This is a genomic window from Phycisphaerales bacterium (assembly GCA_029268515.1).
Lineage (GTDB): Bacteria > Planctomycetota > Phycisphaerae > Phycisphaerales > SM1A02 > JAQWNP01.
The window spans coordinates 87,210-109,627 of the sequence record JAQWNP010000017.1 but is presented as its reverse complement, the minus strand read 5'-3'; the positions used below and the strand labels follow the sequence as shown (position 1 = coordinate 109,627).

General features: G+C 51.9%; 17 protein-coding genes, 3 tRNA genes and 1 riboswitch. Of the genes, 9 read left to right on the top strand and 11 right to left on the bottom strand.

Going from position 1 to position 22,418, the window contains the following annotated elements:
* Positions 1 to 25: 25 nt before the first annotated feature.
* Positions 26 to 406: a transcriptional repressor gene (locus P8J86_12145; protein MDG2055443.1), complete on the top strand. Its 381-nt coding sequence runs from the start codon at positions 26 to 28 to the stop codon at positions 404 to 406.
* Here P8J86_12145 and P8J86_12140 read toward each other — a convergent pair.
* Together P8J86_12140 and P8J86_12135 are read right to left on the bottom strand one after the other, a co-directional pair.
* A tRNA-Thr gene (locus P8J86_12140) sits at positions 407 to 479 on the bottom strand.
* 5 nt (positions 480 to 484) lie between these two features.
* Complete coding sequence (locus tag P8J86_12135; protein ID MDG2055442.1) at positions 485 to 2,608, bottom strand: hypothetical protein; 2,124 nt, start codon at positions 2,606 to 2,608, stop codon at positions 485 to 487.
* A 376-nt stretch (positions 2,609 to 2,984) separates the two neighbouring features.
* A riboswitch (cobalamin riboswitch) is annotated at positions 2,985 to 3,234 on the top strand.
* 17 nt (positions 3,235 to 3,251) lie between these two features.
* Here P8J86_12135 and P8J86_12130 point away from each other — a divergent pair.
* From P8J86_12130 to moaD, 4 genes are all read left to right on the top strand, one after another.
* Entirely contained in the window at positions 3,252 to 4,301 is a 1,050-nt protein-coding gene (locus tag P8J86_12130; GenBank protein ID MDG2055441.1) for a hypothetical protein, read from the top strand.
* Position 4,302: 1 nt separating this feature from the next.
* Positions 4,303 to 5,169, top strand: a complete 867-nt coding sequence (locus tag P8J86_12125; protein MDG2055440.1) for a type II secretion system protein — start codon at positions 4,303 to 4,305, stop codon at positions 5,167 to 5,169.
* Between the two features lie 64 nt (positions 5,170 to 5,233).
* Positions 5,234 to 6,463: a molybdopterin molybdotransferase MoeA gene (locus P8J86_12120; protein ID MDG2055439.1), complete on the top strand. Its 1,230-nt coding sequence runs from the start codon at positions 5,234 to 5,236 to the stop codon at positions 6,461 to 6,463.
* Positions 6,460 to 6,720, top strand: coding sequence for a molybdopterin converting factor subunit 1 (moaD, locus tag P8J86_12115; protein MDG2055438.1), 261 nt, complete (start codon positions 6,460 to 6,462; stop codon positions 6,718 to 6,720). Before P8J86_12120 ends, moaD begins: the two co-directional genes overlap by 4 nt.
* A gap of 14 nt (positions 6,721 to 6,734) precedes the next feature.
* Here moaD and mutL read toward each other — a convergent pair whose 3' ends face one another.
* The 5 genes from mutL to P8J86_12090 all read right to left on the bottom strand — a co-directional run bounded on the left by mutL (position 6,735) and on the right by P8J86_12090 (position 13,159).
* The gene (gene mutL, locus P8J86_12110) at positions 6,735 to 8,552 is read right to left on the bottom strand and encodes a DNA mismatch repair endonuclease MutL (protein MDG2055437.1); all 1,818 of its coding nucleotides are present in this window, start codon (positions 8,550 to 8,552) and stop codon (positions 6,735 to 6,737) included.
* 24 nt (positions 8,553 to 8,576) lie between these two features.
* On the bottom strand, positions 8,577 to 10,301 hold the full coding sequence (locus tag P8J86_12105) for an NAD+ synthase (GenBank protein ID MDG2055436.1): 1,725 nt from the start codon (positions 10,299 to 10,301) through the stop codon (positions 8,577 to 8,579).
* Between the two features lie 181 nt (positions 10,302 to 10,482).
* Positions 10,483 to 11,067: a response regulator gene (locus P8J86_12100; protein MDG2055435.1), complete on the bottom strand. Its 585-nt coding sequence runs from the start codon at positions 11,065 to 11,067 to the stop codon at positions 10,483 to 10,485.
* Between the two features lie 267 nt (positions 11,068 to 11,334).
* On the bottom strand, positions 11,335 to 12,930 hold the full coding sequence (pckA, locus tag P8J86_12095; protein ID MDG2055434.1) for a phosphoenolpyruvate carboxykinase (ATP): 1,596 nt from the start codon (positions 12,928 to 12,930) through the stop codon (positions 11,335 to 11,337).
* Positions 12,931 to 13,086: 156 nt separating this feature from the next.
* Positions 13,087 to 13,159 (bottom strand) — tRNA-His (locus tag P8J86_12090).
* A gap of 250 nt (positions 13,160 to 13,409) precedes the next feature.
* Here P8J86_12090 and P8J86_12085 point away from each other — a divergent pair.
* Positions 13,410 to 13,482, top strand: a tRNA-Phe gene (locus tag P8J86_12085).
* Between the two features lie 59 nt (positions 13,483 to 13,541).
* Here P8J86_12085 and P8J86_12080 read toward each other — a convergent pair.
* Complete coding sequence (locus P8J86_12080; GenBank protein ID MDG2055433.1) at positions 13,542 to 14,051, bottom strand: hypothetical protein; 510 nt, start codon at positions 14,049 to 14,051, stop codon at positions 13,542 to 13,544.
* A gap of 262 nt (positions 14,052 to 14,313) precedes the next feature.
* Between P8J86_12080 and P8J86_12075 the strand changes: the two genes are divergently transcribed.
* A complete protein-coding gene (locus tag P8J86_12075; GenBank protein MDG2055432.1) occupies positions 14,314 to 16,980 on the top strand; it encodes an MMPL family transporter in 2,667 nt (888 codons plus the stop codon).
* A 21-nt stretch (positions 16,981 to 17,001) separates the two neighbouring features.
* Here P8J86_12075 and P8J86_12070 read toward each other — a convergent pair whose 3' ends face one another.
* The 3 genes from P8J86_12070 to hflX all read right to left on the bottom strand — a co-directional run bounded on the left by P8J86_12070 (position 17,002) and on the right by hflX (position 20,718).
* Positions 17,002 to 18,138, bottom strand: a complete 1,137-nt coding sequence (locus tag P8J86_12070) for an aminopeptidase (GenBank protein ID MDG2055431.1) — start codon at positions 18,136 to 18,138, stop codon at positions 17,002 to 17,004.
* Positions 18,139 to 18,262: 124 nt separating this feature from the next.
* A complete protein-coding gene (locus tag P8J86_12065) occupies positions 18,263 to 19,231 on the bottom strand; it encodes a hypothetical protein (GenBank protein ID MDG2055430.1) in 969 nt (322 codons plus the stop codon).
* 74 nt (positions 19,232 to 19,305) lie between these two features.
* Positions 19,306 to 20,718 (bottom strand): GTPase HflX, encoded by a 1,413-nt coding sequence (hflX, locus tag P8J86_12060; GenBank protein ID MDG2055429.1) that lies wholly within the window; start codon positions 20,716 to 20,718, stop codon positions 19,306 to 19,308.
* A gap of 84 nt (positions 20,719 to 20,802) precedes the next feature.
* Here hflX and tsaD point away from each other — a divergent pair, with 84 nt between their 5' ends.
* On the top strand, positions 20,803 to 21,891 hold the full coding sequence (tsaD, locus tag P8J86_12055; GenBank protein MDG2055428.1) for a tRNA (adenosine(37)-N6)-threonylcarbamoyltransferase complex transferase subunit TsaD: 1,089 nt from the start codon (positions 20,803 to 20,805) through the stop codon (positions 21,889 to 21,891).
* On the top strand, positions 21,888 to 22,415 hold the full coding sequence (locus P8J86_12050; GenBank protein MDG2055427.1) for a peptide chain release factor-like protein: 528 nt from the start codon (positions 21,888 to 21,890) through the stop codon (positions 22,413 to 22,415). The genes tsaD and P8J86_12050 overlap by 4 nt, the downstream gene beginning before the upstream one ends.
* Positions 22,416 to 22,418 lie beyond the last annotated feature (3 nt).

The window sequence follows — 22,418 nt, the reverse complement described above, 5'->3', positions numbered from 1 at the left end:
ACCGAGATATCGATGTCTATATGCCATGACCGCTGAGCGCCAAACCAAACAACTTCAGACCATCCGAGCCGCAATCGAGACCGCCGAGCGGCCCCTATCGATTAATGAATTGCATCAACTTGCAAAACAGGAAATCGAATCCATCGGGTTGCGAACGGTCTACCGAGCGGTTCGCCGCTTTGAGGCTGCAGGTGAAATCGTGCGTGTTGCAGTACCTGGAGGCAACGATCGATACGAACTGGCCACTGTGGCTGCCAAGCACCACCACCACTTTCACTGCACGACTTGTGACAGCTTTTTCGATATTCATGGGTGCCCGGGCGGATTAAACAAACTCCTCCCAGAAGGGTTCAAACTCGAACACCACGATCTCACCCTCTCTGGGTTGTGTGCGTCTTGCGCTTGAAGCCACCCACCGGACTTGAACCGGTGACCTGAGCTTTACGAAAGCTCCGCTCTACCAACTGAGCTAGGGTGGCACTGCTTATTTTGGTGTCGGTACGACCATGATCAGATCGCGCGATGAAAGATCCAAAGCGCCAATGAGCGTCGCAACAGCATCTGCCGTATCACCAGTGGCACTCTGATTCAGCATCACTAAAGCCACAACTTGTTGCTGTCGGGCTTGGTTTCCATGCAACTTGACCGATTCAGCAGCACGATCAAGCAAGTCCATTTGTTGATCTCCATTCGCACGGAGGGCCGCATCAATGACGGCCTGTTGAGCCTGAGGCGTGTTACGTAGTAACAGCACATCAGCAACCATAAGCTGCATGAAGTCAGTGGTGTTGTTCAGCACTTCGATCAATGTGGAATCAGCATCTCCAACGTTATAAATGGAACGCTCAGAAGCTGCGAGCTCGCGCATCACTTGAAGTGACTCAATGGCATAAGCTTCAGCCTCTAACTCAGAGATCCGACCACCTGAGGCACGCTCAAGTAGTACATCAATGGCCATTGCCATTTCGCCTTCAGACAGACCGCCTGGGGCCACTTCAATACGCCGATCATCTACATACTTATTTGTCAGCGTAGGAATTTCTGATAGCGGGACCAGGCAAAGCACTGGCGCTGAGGCAATTTTGCCATAATTGCGAACACTCGAAATACTCCGCTCAGCAACCCCGGCTGTCGCAGCACGCATGACAAACAAATCAACTGCTGGTGCCTGGCTGATTGGTATCTCAAGCTCATCGGCTCGTGAGGCGCTCGCCAACACATCAAAACCAAGTGCTTCTAGCTGACTGGCCAGGGCGCGACGGTCTTCTTCTTCTGGCGCCACAAGCATGGCATAGTTTTTGCCGCTAATGCGTATAGAAGACGCGAGCGTTGGTACCACACGGAAGTCGCCTGGGAAGTTCTGTTCTGGGTTTGCCCTTGCAAGCAGGAGCGCTGATTCATATTGCACACGGCGATCCGGGTAATCCGCCAACTCAAGAAGCGGTTGTCTCTGTCCACCTTGAAAGAGGTTGCCGCCACCACTGGTCTTGGAAAGACCAGACAAGGCATCACGAACGAGCTGCGTGTCATCAAGATCAATACCGAGCGCCAAAACCCGCTGCCCAGTGGCAGGGCCAAAGACACGTGCATAAAAAGCTGGGCTGTACTGCAACTGCCCGAAGATGGGATCAACGCCACCTGCAGGCATTTGATTTTGTCGAATGAGGTTCGCGGCAACGAAAAGCGCTAATGCATTCTCATTGGTGTCATCAACCGCCAAAGAACGGCTTGAGAGATCCATAGCGCGCACTTGCTTGAATATTGGCGTTGGCACTGGCGTTGGCCTCAACCCACCGAAGGACTCCCATCCCCAAACATTGTTCGTCGCTTCATTTGGATAGGCAACCAAGACGCTATCACCTTCTAAGTGGCGTCGAGCTGTCAATGCATAGAGACTTGAAAGATCCATAGGAAGGCCGCCGGCATCTCGATAAGCGAGGACTGCTGAGTCACGAACTGGTGGGGTCATTCGATCATCGAGACTCATCGCCAGTAGCACTGGCGTGGCATGGAAATAACCAATGTCACCGAGCACATCAACAACACGGCGTTGATCGGCTGGTGCTAAATGTGGCAGAGCAACTGCCAACGGGTAAACGCCAGGACGACCAATCTCTCGCATGACTTCTAGAACCATGAGCTTTTGCTGCTCATTATTGCTCTGGCGTATTTGTTCAACCAAAGCAGGCATGGCATATTCGCCTGCCGCCATGAGCCGTTGACGGCCTAGAAGTTGATCACGGCGTGTTCCACTGAGCATTGCAATTGCCTGGGCTACGCGGTCAGGATCACGGGCAAGATCACGGCGACCCTTCTCAATACGCAGCGCAAGACGCGATGACAGATCAGAAAGCTCTGGCACGTTTTGTGTTCGAGCAATAGCTCTCTCGAAGCGGTCTAAAGGTACCGGACCATCGTCAACTAATTTTGCTAAGTCTGCATCCGACAGTGGCAGATTCATGAGTGCGTTGCCATTGGCCGCTGCCAGTTGAACATTCGCCGTCAGACCATAGTGGACGAAATCATCTAGATAGACCCGAGCAGCTTCTTCTGGGCCTGCTTGGGCCAGCGCACCGCTGCTCATCGTCATCGCTATTACAAGGGTCATCAACATGGTCCATGCACATCTTGGCATCTCGAAAACTCCGGACAGTCTGGTGCTTGCCTCAACGAAAGAAGTTGGGATGGACAAGCAGTGTCATGGCAATAGATTCACTCACCATTTTCACATGAAAATGCTGAGCAGCAATGGAAGGTAATCCACCCTCCAGAGGGTGTCAACGAACCCATATGATAGCGATGGAACCATGATCGATTGGGCAATACGGCGCAATATCATCGGTATCAGGCCTTGAAGCTCTATCTAAGGCCTGATCATGAGGCGAAGTCGCAGAAAAACCCAGCCAAGGCGCCACCGAAAGTAACCAAACTCCAGAACGCCAAAGAAGCAGCAAGGGCTTGGGAGGAGCGATCTCGATTGAGCTATACTGACCCCTATCAGAGGTATTGGGCCATGTCTGCACTTACACAGGGCCTGATCACGAGGGAAGGCGGTGAAAAGCCGCCGCGGACGCGCCGCCGTAACGGGACCTGCCTGCATTTGCAGCCCACGCGCCCTTTGCCACTGGTCAACGCCCCCAACATTTGTTGGCTGGCGCTCTGACTGGGAAGGCTGGGCACATTAAGTGGGAGCCTCCCGGAGCCGGAAGACCTGCCGCTGATTTTTGGCGCTGCCCGCGCGATCATTGGGCATGAGCGCAGCTTGCTGTGTTTCTTCTCATGACCTTGGTTCGCCTGGCAGTCCGTTAACACGGCCAGGCGCGGTCACCTGGTCTAAGCATCGCTCAGATGCAGCGGATCTTCTGGCACCGACCGCAAGGAACGAGTCTGTGTTTTTAAGATTAACGCTGCTAACCATCACATTGAGTATGACAACGGTGGTCGCCCACACCGATGATCCCTTTGCCGATTCAGTTGTTGTATATGACCAGGGCATCGGGGCCACGCTTGGTTACACCACGCCCGAAACAACCTTGGGCGCACCTGAGCGATTTACTGGCGAACGTTTTCTCCCCGGCGCGGTGACCCCCTTCTTTCCCGCATTTATGACCAATGAGATTGTCTCGATTGGCGCTGGTGGCTCGCTGGTTCTGAAATTCGATACGCCAGTCACAGACGACCCGAATAATCCCTATGGCATTGACCTGCTCGTTTTTGGAAATTCTGGCTTTGTTGATTCCAGCACCGCCGAGGGGACGGTCACCGGAATGATTGGGCCTGAAGGTGGCCTCATTGAAGTCAGTACTGATGGCGTTCTCTGGCACGCCGTTGATGGCATCCAAGCTGATGGGCTTTTTCCCACGATGGGCTACACCGATGTACCGGCCTATAGCGAGGAACCTGGTTTCAGCCCGAGTGTCATGACACGGCCAGTTGACCCACGCCTCACATTCAACAACTTTCTCAATCTGAGCGCCGAAGAGGCCTGCACCTTATATCGAGGCAGCGGTGGTGGCGCTGGTATTGATCTGGCATGGGTAGAACTTCAAGCAATCTCTTATATTCGGATCTCAGTACCCCTCGAGGCTGTCACTGTTCCTGAAGTTGATGCCGTGGCCGATGTTCACCCACGTCGACCCGGCGATGTCAATGATGATGGTCAAGTCGATCTCATTGACTTCTCTGAACTCTTGATTGGCTGGGGCCCATCAATTCCTGGTGGCATACCTGCCGACTTCAACCTCGACGGGAACATTGATCTCGCTGACTTCAGCATCATGCTCATCAACTGGGGGCCTTAGCGTGCCAGAAACTCTCAGAAGGCATCATGGTTGGACGTTGATAGAAATGTTGGTGGTCATTGCCATCATCACAGTGCTTCTCAGCTTGGTCATTGTCACCCTAACCAGCGTAAAGTCGAAGGCTAAAAGCGTTCAGTGCCAGGCAAACCTGGCACAACTAGCTCAGGCAGCACTGCGGTATGCGAACGACCATAGCGATTGGCCAACCGCTATTGCATGGCGCGTCCCTGCAGTCGGTGAGCTCGAACAAACAAGTTGGGATTGGGTGACAAAAACGACAGGCCTGAATCAGACCCCCAAACGTGTCCGAGCAGGTTCATTATGGAATTATGCTGATCAGCCACAGAAACTGTATCAGTGCCCCGCCTGTGAAGATCATGCCTTGCAGTCAGATCAGATGACTGGTTACAACTACAACACCACCTTCATTGGCGGAGAGATGGCCTTCGCGCCACCAAACTTCGACTACACATACCGCGGTATACGGCCAAGCCAATGCCAACGAACAGCAAACTGTGCATTATTCGGAGATGCTGGACGCGGTGGACCAGAAGCACCACTCAACAACTACATGAGAGCACCGACAGGCAATCGTCCTGCACAACCACATCTTGGCCCAGGCCAACATGTGGTAGGACTAGATTTGATATACACCGGTGGACAGGCATTTCGCCACAAAGGCGCCACCAATATTGCCCACTTAGATGGACACACCTCCGCCTTGAATGTGCCATTTCGTGGCGAGCGTTGGGAAGATGCCCCAACATCAATTCAGTCGCTACTGGATTATCCAAATGATGGTTTTCTCTCAAACGATGACCGACTTTACAACCCAAATTGGTCATCTGCGACTGTGACTACGCCGTAGCGGGCCCTCTTCAACTTAAACACGAGCCCATGTCACCAACATTCTGATGCGATAGGATGACCATATGCCAACGGCGCCTCCAACTGCCGCACTACCTAACTACAACGAAGCGATTGAGCGCGCTCAAGTCGGCGTAAAAAGACTGAGTCGAACCGAGCTCGTTCCACTGAGCGATTGCCTTGGTCGCGTGCTCGCAACACCAGTTAAAGCCGATCGAGATTTACCCCCATTTAACCGCTCTGCTTTGGATGGATATGCTGTCCAAGCCGCAGCGTTTTCAAATGATCGAACCTGGCCAGTCGCCGCTACGATTGCCGCTGGCTCACAACAGAGTCCCACTGTTGAATCTAATTGCTGCGTCGCTATTGCTACTGGTGCCCCACTTCCTGCTGGCCTCGATGCTGTGATCCCACACGAACGTAGTGATCGCGGTGATCGCCAGGGCAAACCAGTAACCTTTTCTGTCAGCTCGATTGAAGCCGGACAAGGTGTGCACAAACAAGGCGCCGATGCTCGTACCGGCGACACAATCATCACACCATATTCGACTGTGAATGCTCACCACATTGGTCTGGCTGCAACAGTCGGATCAGATAAGCTCGAAGTCATGTCGCATCCCAGAGCAACGGTCATCACCACAGGCGATGAACTTGTTGCAACTGGCACAAACCCCGCAGCTCATCAGATACGCAATAGCAACGGCCCCCAAACATCTGCATTGTTGCATCAAATGGGTGCCCAGGTACTTGCGCATGAACATTATCTAGATGATTTCGATGTCATCCACGCCGGACTTGCTGAGGCCACCTCAAATTCCGACATGGTCGTTACGGTTGGGGGCATTAGTGCCGGCGATCGTGACCATGTACCAGGTGCGCTTGAAAAACTTGGCATGACCACAGTGATCAAAGGCTGCGCCATGCAACCCGGACGGCCGGTGCTGATTGGCCAATGTAACCAAGCTCTTGTGATTGGCCTTCCAGGAAATCCTGTTTCAGCATTGGTGTGCAGCACACTATTTATATGGCCACTGATTCGTGGCATGCTGGGTCTCGACACGCAGTTACCCTGGCGCAAGGTTCGACTCAACGCTCCAGTTCAACCAAATGCCAAACGACAAGCCTTTCGCCCTGCCCAAGTCACAGGCGATACGGCCCATGTGCCTCAATGGGCAGGTTCGGGCGATCTGAGTCACACATCAAAAACCAACGGCGTCGTGGCACTCCCAATGCAAAGCGAGCCATTACCCAATGGAAGTGAAGTACCCTTCGTACCCTGGCCATCAAGACAATGACAACAACCATGCTTTCAATACGCGTGCTTCTCTTTGCACAACTGGCCGAGGAAACCGGCCAGGACAAACTGTCTTTGTCCTTACCTCAAGGATGCACTGTCAACGATGCGATCAATGCCCTGATTGACATACACCCATTATTCAACGAAAAGAAAAGCCACCTCGCTTTTGCGGTGAACGAGACGTATGCCAATCCACAGCTCGAGCTACATGATGGTGACACCGTCGCCATCATTCCACCTGTCAGTGGTGGCTAAGGCCTACATTTTGCTTATTGATGCGACGTAGAAGTTCGGCCGAACTGCTTCTCTAGCTCGTCTAAACTCAGACGCAACAGTGTCGGACGCCCATGAGGACACCTTGTTGAGCGTTCTGTTTCTTCCAGCGAAGCAATAAGACCGAGCATTTCTTTCTCACTGAGCTCATCGCCAGCTTTTATCGCTGCTTTGCATGCCATCATGTCCACCACTTCATGCAGCGCCGCTTCACTCGATTGAGCGGCATCGTCCTCGCCGCTGCGATCAAGCAATTCGGTCATGAATGCAACTGGATCAACACGCCGCTCAAAGAGTAGCGTAGGGAAGGCATGAACGGCCACAGTTTCAGGCCCCATGACATCTGCTTCGATACCGATGCGGTTGAATAATTGTTCCAATGATGCAACCCGCGCAGCTGCATCTCCCTTGATTTCAACAACTGCAGGCACAAGCAGCCGCTGCGACTGCAAGGGGCCCTCATTAATTCGTTCCATAAGTTGTTGGAACATGACCCGCTCATGCAATGCATGCTGATCAACAACAACCATACCGGCTTCGTCTTCAACGACAAGATAGGTACGGTGTAGCTGAAGCACTTTGACCGCCCGCACCCCTCCAGGCAGTGCATCTACCGACGCTGATTGTTTTTGATCTGTCGTGCCATGCGAGGCTGGTGCCAAGATATGGGCTGCATCAAGATGGGAAGCCACTTGCTGCGCATCAAAACTACCAGCAGCTGCACGATCATCAATAACGGGTGGGCGACCTATGCTGGCGCCCCCTGAACCTGACGACCACTGAGGTGCTCGCCCTGCTGCTCGCTTGAGGTCGAGCTGCGGCGTCAGATCAGCAGCGGCAAGACAATGACTCAGTGCCTTACGAACTGCTCGATGGACCGCACCACCATCACGAAAACGCACTTGTGACTTGGTGGGATGCACGTTGACATCAACTTGGGCTGGATCAACTTGCAACTCAATCAGAAGCATTGGATGACGATTTGGTTCAATAAGCCCACGATAGGCTTCGCGTACAGCGTGCGTGACAGCACGATCAACAATTGGGCGCCCATTGAGATAAAGATGTTGATGCTGTGTGGTCGCTCTCGCTAAACCAGGACGTCCAATGAGTCCCCAAACTCGTACGTCACCAATACGTTCATCAACTTCAAGCAGCTCATCGCGGGTCTCACGCCCTAAGATTTCACAAGCACGATCAGCTGGTTTGACATCGCCAGACAAACTGAGAACGGCACGATCGTCAACTGATACAGAGAACGCTACATCAGCCCGTGTCGCTGCTGCATCTCGCACTGCCTGAACACAGCGGCGAGCTTCTGTTTGATCGGTCTTAAGAAAGGCACCACGCGCTGGCGTATTAAAAAATAAATTACGCACAGTCACCTGCGTTCCTTGCGGCGCTGCGGCAGGCATGACTTTCTCAATCTTGCCTGCTTCAACGGTTACTTTGCTTGCCTCCGCAGCACCACGAGCACGCGACTGTACGGTCATCTGACTAATTGCCGCAATCGATGCCAGTGCTTCACCGCGAAATCCCAGTGTGCCAATAGCGTTGAGATCCTCGATTGATGAGAGCTTACTGGTGGCATGTGCCGTCAGTGCCAATGGTAATTCATCTGCCTTGATGCCATTACCATCATCGCTAATCTGGATGAGCCTTCGCCCCCCCTGCTCCAACGCAATCTCGATACGCGTGGCCCCAGCATCTAAAGCATTTTCAACGAGCTCTTTGACACAGCTCGCAGGGCGTTCAATGACCTCGCCCGCAGCAATTTGATTGATCAAGAGTGTTGAGAGCTGCACAATGGTCATAAGGGGATTGTAATCTGCAAAGCGTTAGTGTGATTCGGCTGACGGCCTTGTCTCAAAGGTTGATTTCATGACCACTGGCATTGGGCGGCCCCGACCAAAGGCTCGGCCGGTCACTTTGAGGATGATGGCCGCCTGATCCCGTTTGTATTGGGCTCTATCGATCGCCTGTGTGTATTGCTCAACCAGAGATGGTTCGATATGACCATTGCGAGCGATTTCATCGACCGTCAACTCAAGATCGATGTGGCCTGTAATGATCTCATCAAGCACTTCGTATGGAGGAAGTGAATCTTGATCGGTCTGGTCAAGTCTTAATTCCGCTGATGGTAGCTTGGTGATGCTCGCCTCGGGTATCGGTGGACACGAGAATCCAAGCTCCTCATGGTGTGTATTGATCCAGCGTGCAAGTTCGTACACCAACGTTTTGAGTACATCACCCAAAACAGCGACAGCGCCACACATATCGCCATAAATCGTGCTGTATCCCACGGCAAATTCTGACTTGTTTCCAGTCGCCAACACGAGTGCATTGCGATCATTGGCCAGCGCCATCAGAAGAACACCACGTATGCGAGCTTGCAAGTTCTCATCTGTGAGCGATCCTATTTTTCCAACCACTGCATTCAATTCGCCCTGGAGTGCACGATGCGGTTTCTCTATTGGAAGCTCTAATGGTGATGGCATACCGAGGTTTGTCGCTAAGGACAATGAATCAGTGAGCGAACCTGGTGAGGAATATTGTGATGGCATCATGACCCCCTGCACATGGCTGGCCCCAAGTGCTGCCACCGCCAATGTTGCGGTCAATGCCGAGTCAATACCACCAGAGAGCCCGATCAATGCGTCCTGGTTTCCCGTCTTCACCCAATAGTCATGAATGCCAAGAACCAGGCCGTGATAGAGCTCTCGCATTGGCTCATATGCTCGCAATAACGCCTTTGCCGCTGTCGGTTTAATAGGCTCTTCTAGTGAGACCGTCTCGACCGCAGCTCGCCAACCGCCCATGGCATGACGCACCGAGCCATCTGCATCAATAACCGCAGAGCGCCCATCGAAAATCAAATCGTCATTGGCCCCTACTTGATTGACGGCCACAATCCGAGTTTGGTGCGATTGCGCTACTGCCTGGAGATGGGCCAAATGCTGGGCACCTTTTCCCATAAAGAATGGACTTGCATTCAGCGCGATCAGCATCTCCGCCCCAGCATTAATAACTTCATCCGTTGGATTACATTGATAACGTGGTGAAGCAGTCACATCACTGGCCCGCCAGAGATCCTCGCAGATTAAAACGCCAATAGAAGTGCCGCAGATGTTCAGCAGCCCCGGCTGATCCCCCGGTTCAAAATACCTGTCTTCATCAAAGACGTCGTATCCCGGCAACAAACGTTTGTCTGCAACTGGCTCTACAAGACCTTCATGAAGTAGTGAAACTCGGTTCACCAAGGGGCGCATCCCTGAAATTGCCGCCGCAGGATGACCAACCAATACTGGCATTTCGCCCGCTTCCTGAGCCAGTGTTTCCAGCATCTCCTGACACCGATCCACCACACCAGAGCGAAGCAACAGATCACGCGGTGGATAACCAATCAAGACCAATTCACTGGTAACCAATAAATCAGCATCTTGGTGATGAGCCACACGTATCGCTTCGGAGATCTGCTGTGCGTTGCCAACAAGATCTCCAACGATCGGATTGAGCTGTCCCAGAGCAATTTTCATGACGACGGATATTGTAGTACGGGCCACAATATTCCACTTCAATCACACGTCAATAAGTGACGACAATCTAAATTCTTGCCCAAGATCTCGATTCAGAAAGCTACAGCGACACCCCTGATACCAACGATTTCTGAACAAAAAAGACAACGGCCTGATGTCGAGCATCAGACCATTGCCTCTCCCCCTTGGCGATCTCAAGACCGCATGTTCAGTAAACCACCGCATGTGCATTCTCAATCGATTCGATCACCTGACGAACGCTAAACGGCTTGCGTAGCACACTCTCAAACCCCTGATGGGCAAGCTGAGCAATTTGACCGTCAGTCAACTTGCCTGTGACGGCAACCACTTTGGTCGAATGTGCCTCTGAATTATTGTTATCAACGAGCTCCATTGCGACTGATTCTTCTTCAGCAGCAAGTGTGAGATCAAGCAACATGACATGTGGACGGAAGCGTTCACATTCGATACCGGCCTTAAAGCAGCTGCTGGCAGAGCGAACTTCATAATTGGTTTGATCTTGAAGAATACGAGCCAGGGTTTGACGCACATCTTCATCGCTATCAACGACTAACACCCGAACAGCACCAGACATGAGGCCATCCATGGGTATGCCATGATCACGCATAAATTTAAGAAGACTCGCAACTGGAATGCGCCGGTCCTTCGAGCCTGGAATCCGATAGCCATTGAGCTGCCCGGAATCAAACCACTTACTGACTGTGCGAGAGGCCACATTACAAAGCTTGGCCACCTCACCTGTTGTCAAAACGTCCTTGTCGAGAAGATTCATGGCCGTGCGCCCCTTCAGTTCATACCAGTCCTAAGACCTAATCCTGTTACATGTTCTGTCTGCAACAGTTCAATCGACCGAAAGAGGAGGCGAGTTAATCAGGGTGGAACGGAAATTACCTTCTGATCAAAAATAGAAGCCAAAAGCAGCCTCTGGACGCAAAAACAGCACCTACCCAGATCAAAGCTGGGTATTTTTTAGATTATCGGTCGCTTCTAAAGGGAATCTGCCCACCCAAACAAGCAAAAAATCAGGCCAGACGATGACCTAGCCTTCTCGCCCAATCTTGGGACCAGCCTGACGAATATCTTCAGGCAGATGGAACAGTGCATCGTTGGCATGAAATCTCTTTGCCAAGTCAATAGCCTGAAGGTCATAGGCATCAACATCCTGCCACGTTCCCCGTGGGCTGAGCATTTCTACTGGGACATCGCCTGCGGCCTTTGGCATATGCAGCCCAAAGATTTCATGCTCCTGGTAAGACGCCTTAAGCAGCTCGCCCGAAAGAATCATGGTGACAAGAAGACGGGTCCACTTGAGTTCGAATCGCTGCCCCTGGCCGTATGGACCACCAGTCCATCCTGTATTGAGAAGCCAAACGTCAGACCCATGTTGCTCAATTCGGTCTGAAAGTAAATCTGCATAAACCATCGGCGGCCTAGGCAAGAATGGCCCGCCATAGCATGGACTGAAGTTTGGAACTGGTTCGGTGACACCGGCCTCAGTGCCTGCTAGTTTTGAGGTGTAGCCATTTACGAAGTAATACATTGCCTGATCGCGTGTCAAGCGGCTCACTGGTGGCAACACGCCAAATGCATCAGCGGTGAGGAAAATAATATGTTTGGGATGAGCGCCGACCGAGGGTATTTTTGCATCGGGGATAAAACTGACCGGGTAAGTCACCCGTGTGTTCTCGGTCTTCGCCGATGAATCGTAATCAGGTAGACGTGTCTCAGGATCAAGCACCACGTTTTCAAGAACACTACCAAAACGAATCGCATCCCAAATCTGCGGTTCACCAGCGCGCGTCAAGTGAATACACTTGGCATAACAGCCGCCCTCAAAGTTGAAGACGCCGTTATCTGACCAGCCATGTTCATCATCACCAATCAATGGACGATGTGGATCTGCAGAAAGCGTTGTCTTGCCCGTACCCGACAAGCCAAAGAAGAGAGCAACGTTGCTTGGATCTACATCATCAACATTGGCCGAGCAATGCATTGGGAATACATTCGCCGCTGGCATGTCATAGTTCATTGCATAGAAGATCGACTTCTTAATCTCTCCAGCATATTCAGTGCCGAAGATGATCACTTTCTTCTGTTCGAGTGACTGCAAGATGCCGACGCCCGAATCTAAGCCATAGCTCTCTGGATTTTCAATTGGCATGCGAGCGGCATTAAGAATTGTCCAATCAGCCGCAAACTTCTTGAGTTCCTGAGACGTTGGTTCAATAAACAACGTGCGGGCAAAGAGACTGTGCCAGGCAAACTCGGTAATGACGCGCACAGACAGTCGGTAATCTGGATCAGCCCCTGCGAAGCCCTCAAACTCAAAGAGATCATCCTTGCCCCGCAAGTACTTCATCACCAGATCTTCAAGCTTGGCAAAGTTCTCAGATGAGATAGGTTTGTTTACCTTGCCCCACTCGATGGAATCATGAATCCCTGGCGTGTCTTCGAGGTACTTATCGTTCGGGCTGCGACCGGTGCGACTGCCTGTATCACAAGCCAGCGCTCCGTTTGCGGCCAGCATGCCTTCTTGGCGTCGCAATGACATCTCTACCAAAGCACTTGTTGAAAGATTGCTATGCAAAGTCACGTTATCGAAATCTAAACGCGCTTTCGGCGTCGCTGTTGTCATATCAGTCTTCTCGGATAGGGTCGTGAAACGGGGTTTGTGGTCTTCCGCTCCCTCGCGGAAATAATCAGTTTGCCTCGCACCTAATACAAGAGTGCGAGTCTACCCCGTCATCGGCGCTATGCCTACCAATTCGGCAAGTTCTTTCTTCCGTCAAAGGGCGAGAGACGGGACTTGAACCCGCGACGTCCTGGACCACAACCAGGTGCTCTACCGACTGAGCTACTCCCGCCAATGCCTGACGCGGAAGCCTATCTGGCCCTTCTGAGCCAGTCAACGCATCCACGGATCAGATCTTCCTAATACGGGATTATGGCCCGCTAGGTGCCCAGATCCTAACAAAAGCGTCCTTCAGGCTGATTATCTAGAGAATTTGCCCTGCAAAGGGCATCATGGGAAGCGAGCGTCAACTGACTGAGTTTGTTGAGAACCGGATCAGGGCGCTTGACATAGGAAACCGGCCCAATAGGCTAGCCCGCTCAGGCGAGGTAGCTCAGTTGGTAGAGCACGGCATTGAAAATGCCGGTGTCCCCGGTTCAAGTCCGGGTCTCGCCATTAAAAACCAAAGGCGGCCCTCAGCCGCCCTTTGGTTTTTTTAGATCACGAGGCCAGAATCAAGCTGCTGGCTCGATCCAGTCGGTCCCACCAAAGACCCCATCGAGACCATGGTCAATGACGACCTGCCCCATTCCAGGCAATGGGTAGTACATACTCAACGACCGAGCAAGTTCTTCCGGTGCCGTGAGAACAACATAAACCGGGCAGCCCATGACATTCGTTGCAAAACGAAGCGCCCGATGAATATGCCCTAATGTCGTCGCCACCATGAGCTCCTCGCCATCAAAGCGAATAGGCATGATTCGAAACTGCCAGGCTTGACGCCGCGTAATCATATGAAGGACTTCTGGCACAACGCCCTCTTCACATGGGTTAATGGTGGCCGTTAAGCCCGCATATTGCTGAGCCCAAGCTGATTCAATTTCTTGCGGATCAATTGCAAAGAGCTCCTCACACAACCAACCAAATGGTCGTTGTGTATTTCGCTGTGCTGCAAGTACCTCTTGAACCTGGTCATCTGTAAGTACGCCCGCCAAGACCAAGTAATCTCCAATTCGTGTTCCCATCCCTGAGTCCCCTTCTATCAAGTGTTGTACTGGAACCATCGGCCATCGGCTTTGCCGGCTTGGCGTCACACATGCGAAGAGGCCAAAAGTAATGGGCAAAACATCCAGTCGTATCGACTTGTGAAGCCAGGTGGTTTGTGCGGTCTCTAAAATCGGTCTCTTTGAGTCGAAATCGAGCCTAATGACTTCCCCTGTTCATTCTGGCTTGGGTCCGAGAACAAGAACTACCGACAGCTCACACATTCCTCTATAAGGTGACGCTGTGTCGAAACGCATCCGCGACAACTTCCTCGGGTTCTGGGGCCGCACTGTAACGAAGCGCCCCCTACTCACGCTGCTGATCTGCTTGTCTATTGCAGCAGGCTCGCTGATCCTGACTTTGGAGCGACTTGAGTTCCATGGTGATCGTGGCGATCTGATGGATCCTAATCTTGCCTGGAATGCACGCTACAACAACTACCGTCTCGATTTCCCTCGATGGGATGATCTCGTGATCTGTTTGGAAGGCGATGCAACTGATGCTCGTATCACCAAACTTGCCATGACACTGGCCAATCAACTTAGGGAAAGCCCGAAAGTACTTGGTGCTGATGCTGGCTTCAGTGCGAACGAAGCAAGCCCCAGGCTCTTCATGGCCGCTCCACAAGTTGAATTTGATAAACGACTTCTTGATCTGCGCGTTGGCAAAGAACTTAGCGAAGCCGCAAATGCTGCGACCGGACTTGAAGTGTTGATGGGACAACTCCGCAGAGATGGGCAAGGCCCTGATGGCATTCAACAACTCAATGACGTAATCACACCCTATCTCATCGGCTTGGAGGGCGGCGAGCCCAGTTTCAATTTGCTGGGCAGTGATTTTGATCAATGGCAGCCATTCGCCACCGAGAGTGGCAGAATGAGATTGATTCAACTTCGTTTCGCACCACAGAAATCAGCAATCAACTCACTGAGTGAGAACTTGCTTTGGCTCAGAGAACAAGTTCGACAAGCTGTCATTCAATCTAAAATCGAGGCGATTGAATACGGCGTTACAGGTATACCCGCGATTGAAGCAGACGAAACAACGCAGTCGATTTATGACTCGACCATTGCATCTATTGTTGCTTTGATCTTGATCACAGTCATGATGCTGATTGCCTTTAGGGGAGTTGTTGTCCCCCTCCTTGCAGCAGGTTGCCTACTCATCGCTATTGCGTGGAGCTTCGGTTGGCTTGTCCTTTCAGTAGGTCATTTACAACTACTTTCAGTTGTCTTCTCTGTTATTCTTCTGGGACTTGGAGTTGACTTTGCCTTGCATCTGGTTTCCAGATTGGAATTAGTCCATCGTCAACATGCCAACTTGCCTGATGCTGTTGCCCGAGTCTTCCGTGGCATTGGCCCAGGAATGATTACAGGAACAATCACCACCGCTGTTGCCTTCGGCGCTACCGCCATGACCGACTTCAAGGGCATGGCTGAGATGGGCATTATCGCTGGAGGCGGGATTATCATCTGCCTATTGGCCATGCTGAGCTGTTTTCCTGCGGCGTTAGCATTGCTGCCAAATTGGCGCCGCATCCTACGCAAGCGCCATCAAGGACAAGGCATGCATTTGGCTGGCGGCCGCTTGAACTGGATCGACCAACATCCACTCGTGACGCTCATTCTCTCGGTGTTGGTGGTGATATGCGCCGCTATTCCGGCTTATCGCGTCAAGTACGATCCCAACGTACTGAATCTACAGCCACCAGATATTGAATCGGTGCGATGGGAATCTCGACTGGTTGAAGATGATGCCCGAACCGTCTGGAATGCGCTGATTCGCACAAGACCAGAAGAAGCGCCAGAACTTGTCACCCAACTGACAGCGCTCCCAACTGTGCATGAAGTTGGTGGAATGGGCCTTCTCTATCCAAAGGACTACGAGACGCGCGCCGCCCAGGTCGCAGAAATTCGCAACCAACCTTCTGCTGTACCGACCATACCCGATACATTCCCTTATCTGCGCGCCCAAATCCAAAAACTACTGCTGGGCCTAAAACTGAGCATTCAAACTGTCACTGGTCCAGAACGTGATGAGTTAGATGCAATTGTCCAGCGAATAGAGCAGACGCTCACAATCACAAACACACTCGCTGAAGACGAAAAAACTATTCGAGCCAAACGCACCAATGAGCGTTTTGATTCTGCTCAGGCCGCACTGAAAACAGTTATTGATGAGTCACTCACCCCTACCCCGCTTTTACCTGACGATCTACCCGAGGCCTTGCGCGCTCAATGGATTGGCGCCAATGGCGACTGGCTCTTGCGGGTCTACCCACAGGCCGATGTGGAATCAATCTTAGAGCCGGCGCGGCTCAAGGCATTTATCCAAGAGATTCGCACTGTCGCACCGGACGTGCTTGGTCCACCGGTTCAAATTTATGAGTCGAGCATTATTGTTGTCACCGCTTATCAGAAGGCCGCCATTTACGCATTTATTGCCATTCTGATTGTCTTGCTGATCGACTTCCGCTCTATTGCAGATGCGCTCTGCGCAATGGTCCCCGTGTCTGTCGGATTTGTCGGTGTCTTTGGACTGCTCGGCCTCTTCCAATTCTCTGTCAACTTTGCCAATCTGATCGTCATGCCCTTGATTCTTGGAATTGGCATGGCTGCCGGTGTGCATATGGTTCATCGTTGGCGATTTGAACCAGATGGACGTCCAGCTGGCCTCAGTGGCGGTACTGGTCGAGCCGTCACAATGACACTGCTCACCACGATGATTGGATTTGGGTCAATGCTCATTGCAGAACACCGAGGCATTCAGTCGTTGGGCGCGGTCATGACCACCGGCCTGGGCATGACACTTCTGGCTTGCTACACCGTCATGCCTGCCATCCTTCAACTACGAAACCGTCGCCGTAAAGCCATCTCCTCGCCATCTGCAACGATGAGCGAGGCTCAATAAGCAGTCCACAACTCAGACCTCCTAAGAGGCTGTCGCGGCAAGAAGTTCCTCAGGATTGAGTGCAGCCAATTCTTCGGTCACAAACAGACCATCACGACGAATGAGCTCCCCGTCAAAGTAAATCTCTCCGCCGCCATATTCGGGCCGCTGGATCAAGACGAGGTCCCAGTGCACCTGAGAGCGGTTACCGTTATCTGCCTCTTCATAGGCGGCCCCTGGCGTAAAGTGAAGTGATCCGGCAATCTTCTCATCGAAGAGAATATCTTTCATTGGCTCGAGAATGTGAGGGTTGAACCCAATGGCGAACTCACCGACATAACGAGCTCCCTCATCTGAATCGAGAATGGAATTAAGCGCGTCCGCATCCCCATCACAAGATGCATTCACAATTTTTCCTTGAGCAAACTCAAAACGTACGTTCTCAAATGTTTGGCCGTAATACACCGTAGGTGTGTTGTAGTGCATGATGCCATTGATGCTGTCACGAACAGGTGCCGTAAAACACTCTCCGTCAGGAATATTGTGCTCACCACAGCATTCAATAGCGGGAATATCTTTTATTGAGAAGGTGATATCTGTATCTCCTGGCCCTTTGATATGCACCTGATCTGCGGCCGTCATGCGTTCTGCGAGCACTCGACCCGATTCCATCATGAGGCCATAGTCCAGGCAGCACACATCAAAATAGAACTTCTCAAATGCTTCTGTACTCATGTTTGCCAGTTGAGCCATGCTCGAAGTTGGCCAACGAAGAACGCACCATTTTGTCTTTTTTACACGTTGTTCGAGATGAACGGGCGTGCGATAGATCTCGGCCATCGCTTTGCGACTCTCATCTGGAACATCGCACTCTTCACTGACATTACTTGCCCCACGAAGCCCTATGTAGGCCGCCATCTTCTTCATTCGATAGAGATCACAGTCTGCCCAGACCTTAAGATTATCCTCGTCGGCATCCCATTGCAGGGCGCGCATGACAGGCTGACTACGCAATTCAATGTGCGGATGGCCACCGGCACGACGTGTTGCCTCAACGAGTTCGATGGCCATCTCATAAGGCGCATCAAACATCTCAATCAGCACGTGTTCACCTGGTTGAATTCTGGTTGAATGATTGATTAAGAGCTCTGCAAGCTCACGTTGTCTTGAATCGCGCATGGTTTACCCTCTAGGCGAGAAATACTTGATAGGTACGTGGTATACGACCCAGCATGCTAACAGGTCAAGACCATCTTGATGTCTCATATTAAGCCTAAATTTAGTGAAGATCGATGATCGCCGATCAACCAGCCGTACGGCATGACTCAGCATCTGGATGCACAAAAAGTGCCTCCAAGAGACCGGCAACGTTGGGTGGCAGATTGGCCTCACTGCGATGCAGCAGTCTTACCTGCAGTTCGTTCGCACTTGGGTTAAGTTTAAACCAACCAGCGCTACGAGCATCGCGACGACGGCGCCCCGACCAAAAACCATCAAGTGCTCGCCCATGTGCGATACGTTGTCCACTTGGTGGATGGGTATCCCATCGCTCGACATGCGATCCCAGCAATGCTTGTTCAAAGTCATCAAAGAATCCATGCTCACCAGATGCGATGAGAATCACATTGGTTTCACGGGGCATGAACTGCCGATGCGCCTTGCAAAGCAGTTTTCGGAGGTGCCCGACTCGGTCAATCGGCCCATGGGGCATGCCAATGACCAACGAAACATTTGGGCCGGGATCTGGAGCAACGATATGAACCGTCCCAAGTCGACGGTCTTCATTGTCACGAATGACAGACTCTTCTCCCAAATGACTACGCTCAATAAACTGACTCGCTTCTGTCACATAGGTTTGCATCTGTTGATCAGACAGGCCCTCATCCCACCAAATACGAACCACGTAAGGGCGCCGAATTTGCTCCAACACCCGTAACCTTGATGAGATTGTCAGTCGATGGGGCTGATCTGAATGAGGCCGAACCCGTTTGACGTGAACATAAAAACGCATCCCATCGCGGGTCACCTCAAAGTCACATTGACGGCCGGCCGGTGTCGGCACCTCCCAACGAAGATCGCAACCTTGGCGATCGAGATGATCGGCAACAAGCACCTCCGCTAAGGTGTCGTCAAAATGCTTTGCATTTTTTTGGAGACAGAGTCTTTGACGCAGCGACGCCAGTCCCACCCGTGTCGACCAGGCATTGACCCGCTCCAGTAAAGGACGGGGAATTCGATCTTCAAGAGGTGGCAGGTCAGATCGTGGTGCCATAGGTGCGGTAAAGAGACTCCCTTTTGGTGCGACCCAGTGCATGGAGCAAGCACTGAGCAACCGGAAGTATTTTATCACTGCAATGGCTTAAAGCCTTGAGTAAATCCTGAGTTTTTTTCATCGTCTATTTCGCCGATGTGCGGCCAGAGTTTACGAACCAACTGATGCGGCTCCTGCCCATCAATTCTTAACTGATGACAGAGTGCTAACACCTGATCCATCTGGCGTTTTCCAATGCGTACGCGCATCACCACAGTTGATGTCTCATAGTCCCGTTCGAGCACTTCAGTACGCCGTTCAAGAAAATTTACTGTCCGAGAGTCCACCAATGGCACTTCTAGTGCAATCTCTCGCAATTCACCTTTCATCTCAGTAAGCACGCGGGCTTTGAGCGCGTCAATCCCCTGTCCAGTCACAGCGCTCACTTCAAAGACCTCAACCATCCGATCCTTGGCCATCGCCCGTAATTGTTCAAGAACCGTTTGATCCCGAACCAGATCAAGTTTATTGAGCACGAGAATCCGAGGCTGATCTGCTGCTCCAATTTCATTAAGTGTCTTCCCCACTGTTTGCAGTTGCATCGGCGCGTTGCGATCTGACGCATCAAGCATGATCAAAAGCAGTTGACTGTGAACAGTTTCTTCCAATGTAGAGCGAAAAGAAGCTACGAGCCGGTGCGGAAGATCCCGAATGAACCCCACGGTATCCGATAACATGACGTGATTCCCACCACCAAGATCCCAGCGTTCAATGCGTGTGGCGAGGGTCGCAAAGAGCTTGTCATGCGAAAAAGCGCCGCCAGTTGTCGCTTTATTAAAAAGTGTTGACTTACCTGCATTGGTATAGCCCACAAGACCAACAGTAAAGTGATCTGTGTTTCGCTGGGAAACTTCACGGCTTTTACGCCCCTGAATCTCTACGAGCTCATCACGCAGTTGAGACAATCTTCGTTTAACGAGTCGACGATCAATTTCAATCTGTTGCTCACCTGGCCCCCGAGTTCCAATACCGACTGGAGAACCGCCAGTCACTTGACCAAGGTGATCCCACATGGCTCGAAGCCGCGGATAGGTGTATTCAAGCTGAGCAATCTCAACTTGAAGTTTGGCCATGGCTGTCGAAGCACGATTAGCAAAGATATCAAGAATCAATTCACTACGATCAATGATCTTACAATTGGTATCCTGCTCAAGGTTACGAATCTGAGCTGGTGTCAAATCATGATCAAAGATGACGAGCGTTGCATTGGTCATTTCACAGAGATCTGACAGCTCCGCCACTTTGCCTTTTCCAAAAAACGTCGCCCCACGCGGGCGTCGCATCCGTTGCAAAATCTCACCAACGATCGATGCACCGGCGGTTTCGGTCAAAGCACGAAGCTCTGCAAAACGATCGACGGAATCAATGAAGCAGCCAGGAAGGTTGACCCCTGCGAGTACAGCTCGTTCTGAAACAACCTTCAATTGCTCTCGATTGGTCTGCGACATGGTTCTCCCATGCTGATTGTACAGATTCACAGATGCAGCGGAGATGGGATGTCTCCATTAAATGACTCACGTTAGAATGACCATATGCCTTGCCCCAATCTCATTCTCGGTTTTGAGACGAGCTGTGATGAAACAGCCATCGCAGTCGTTCGCAATGGTAACGAAGTGCTTTCAAGCGTCGTGTTTTCTCAGCATGAGGTCCACGCGCCATTTGCAGGGGTCGTTCCAGAGCTGGCCAGCCGGGCTCATCTTGAACGCATTGTGCCAGTGTTAGAACAAGCCCTTGATCGGGCTCACTGCCAGCTCAATCAGATCGATGCCCTGGCTGTCGGCAATCGGCCCGGCCTCATCGGCTCACTTCTCGTTGGCGTGAGCGCCGCAAAAACACTGGCATGGACGCTCAACCGCCCATTGATCGGCGTCGATCACATTCTGGCGCACCTCTGGGCTCCATGCTTAGAGAACCAACCATTGGATTTTCCCGCTCTTGGTTTGGTCGTCAGTGGCGGGCACACCACGCTCATGTCACTCACTGATCCATTAACCACGAACATTCTTGGACAAACACGCGACGACGCCATTGGCGAAGCATTTGATAAAGCGGCCACCATGCTCGGACTCCCTTATCCCGGCGGACCCTCGCTAGAAAAGGCGGCAAAGAACGGCCATGATCAGGCTGTGAAATTTCCCATCGCCAGACTTTCCCCAACGAGTCTTGACTTTTCTTTTAGTGGCCTTAAGACAGCGCTACTCTATGAAGTTCGAGGGCAACCACCCTGGCCTAAAGACAAACGAGAAGAGCCCGACCCAGCTTGTTGCCCAGATCGAGCTGCTTCATTTCAGAAAGCGGCCGTCGATGCCGTCCTCTTAAAAGTAGACCGCGCATTAACACAATGGCATCAACTGACAGACATGACTGGTCCACGTAGTTTATTGGTTGGCGGCGGCGTCAGCGCCAATCAGACCTTGCGAGAAGGTCTCAAATCACTCGCTCAAAAGCACAGTATTGCGCTCCGCCTGGCAAATAGTGAATACTGTGTCGACAATGCAGCAATGATTGCAGGCCTAGCTGATGTTTATCTTAAGGCTGGGCGAATCGATGATCTATCACTCTCTGCCTCAGCTCAACGCCAACAAGCCCAACCCTTAAAAGAAACGCGAGAGCCATCATGAATTTTGCGATGATTGATCCTCCGCATCCTGCCTCATTGCCAGAGAAAAAATTCCTGGAGCAATGCGATCTACAAACAGGACGTGGACATGGCCCTGGTGGACAACATCGAAACAAAGTTGAAACGGCAGTAAGCATCACCCATCGCCCAACGGCACTGGTTGCAAATGCTCAAGAACGGCGGAGCCAATATGAAAATCGAAAAGAAGCAATCCGGCGACTTCGGCAAGCGCTTGCCCGCAAAGTACGAACAAATGTGAAACCACATCATTACCGCCCATCATCACTCTGGGAAAAACGCCGCACCGGACGAGCTGTACCCGTCAATGCCAAGCACGTGGATTATCCCGCGCTGCTCGCAGAGAGCCTTGATCTCATCAATGCATGTCATTTCGATGTCGCCCAGGCAGCTGGACAGCTCGGTGTGAGCATGTCACAACTCGCAAAATTGATAAAAAACGATCGCCATGCCATGGTGCTGGTCAATGAAGGTCGTACCCAGCGTGGGCTACGCGCCTTGAAATAAGAA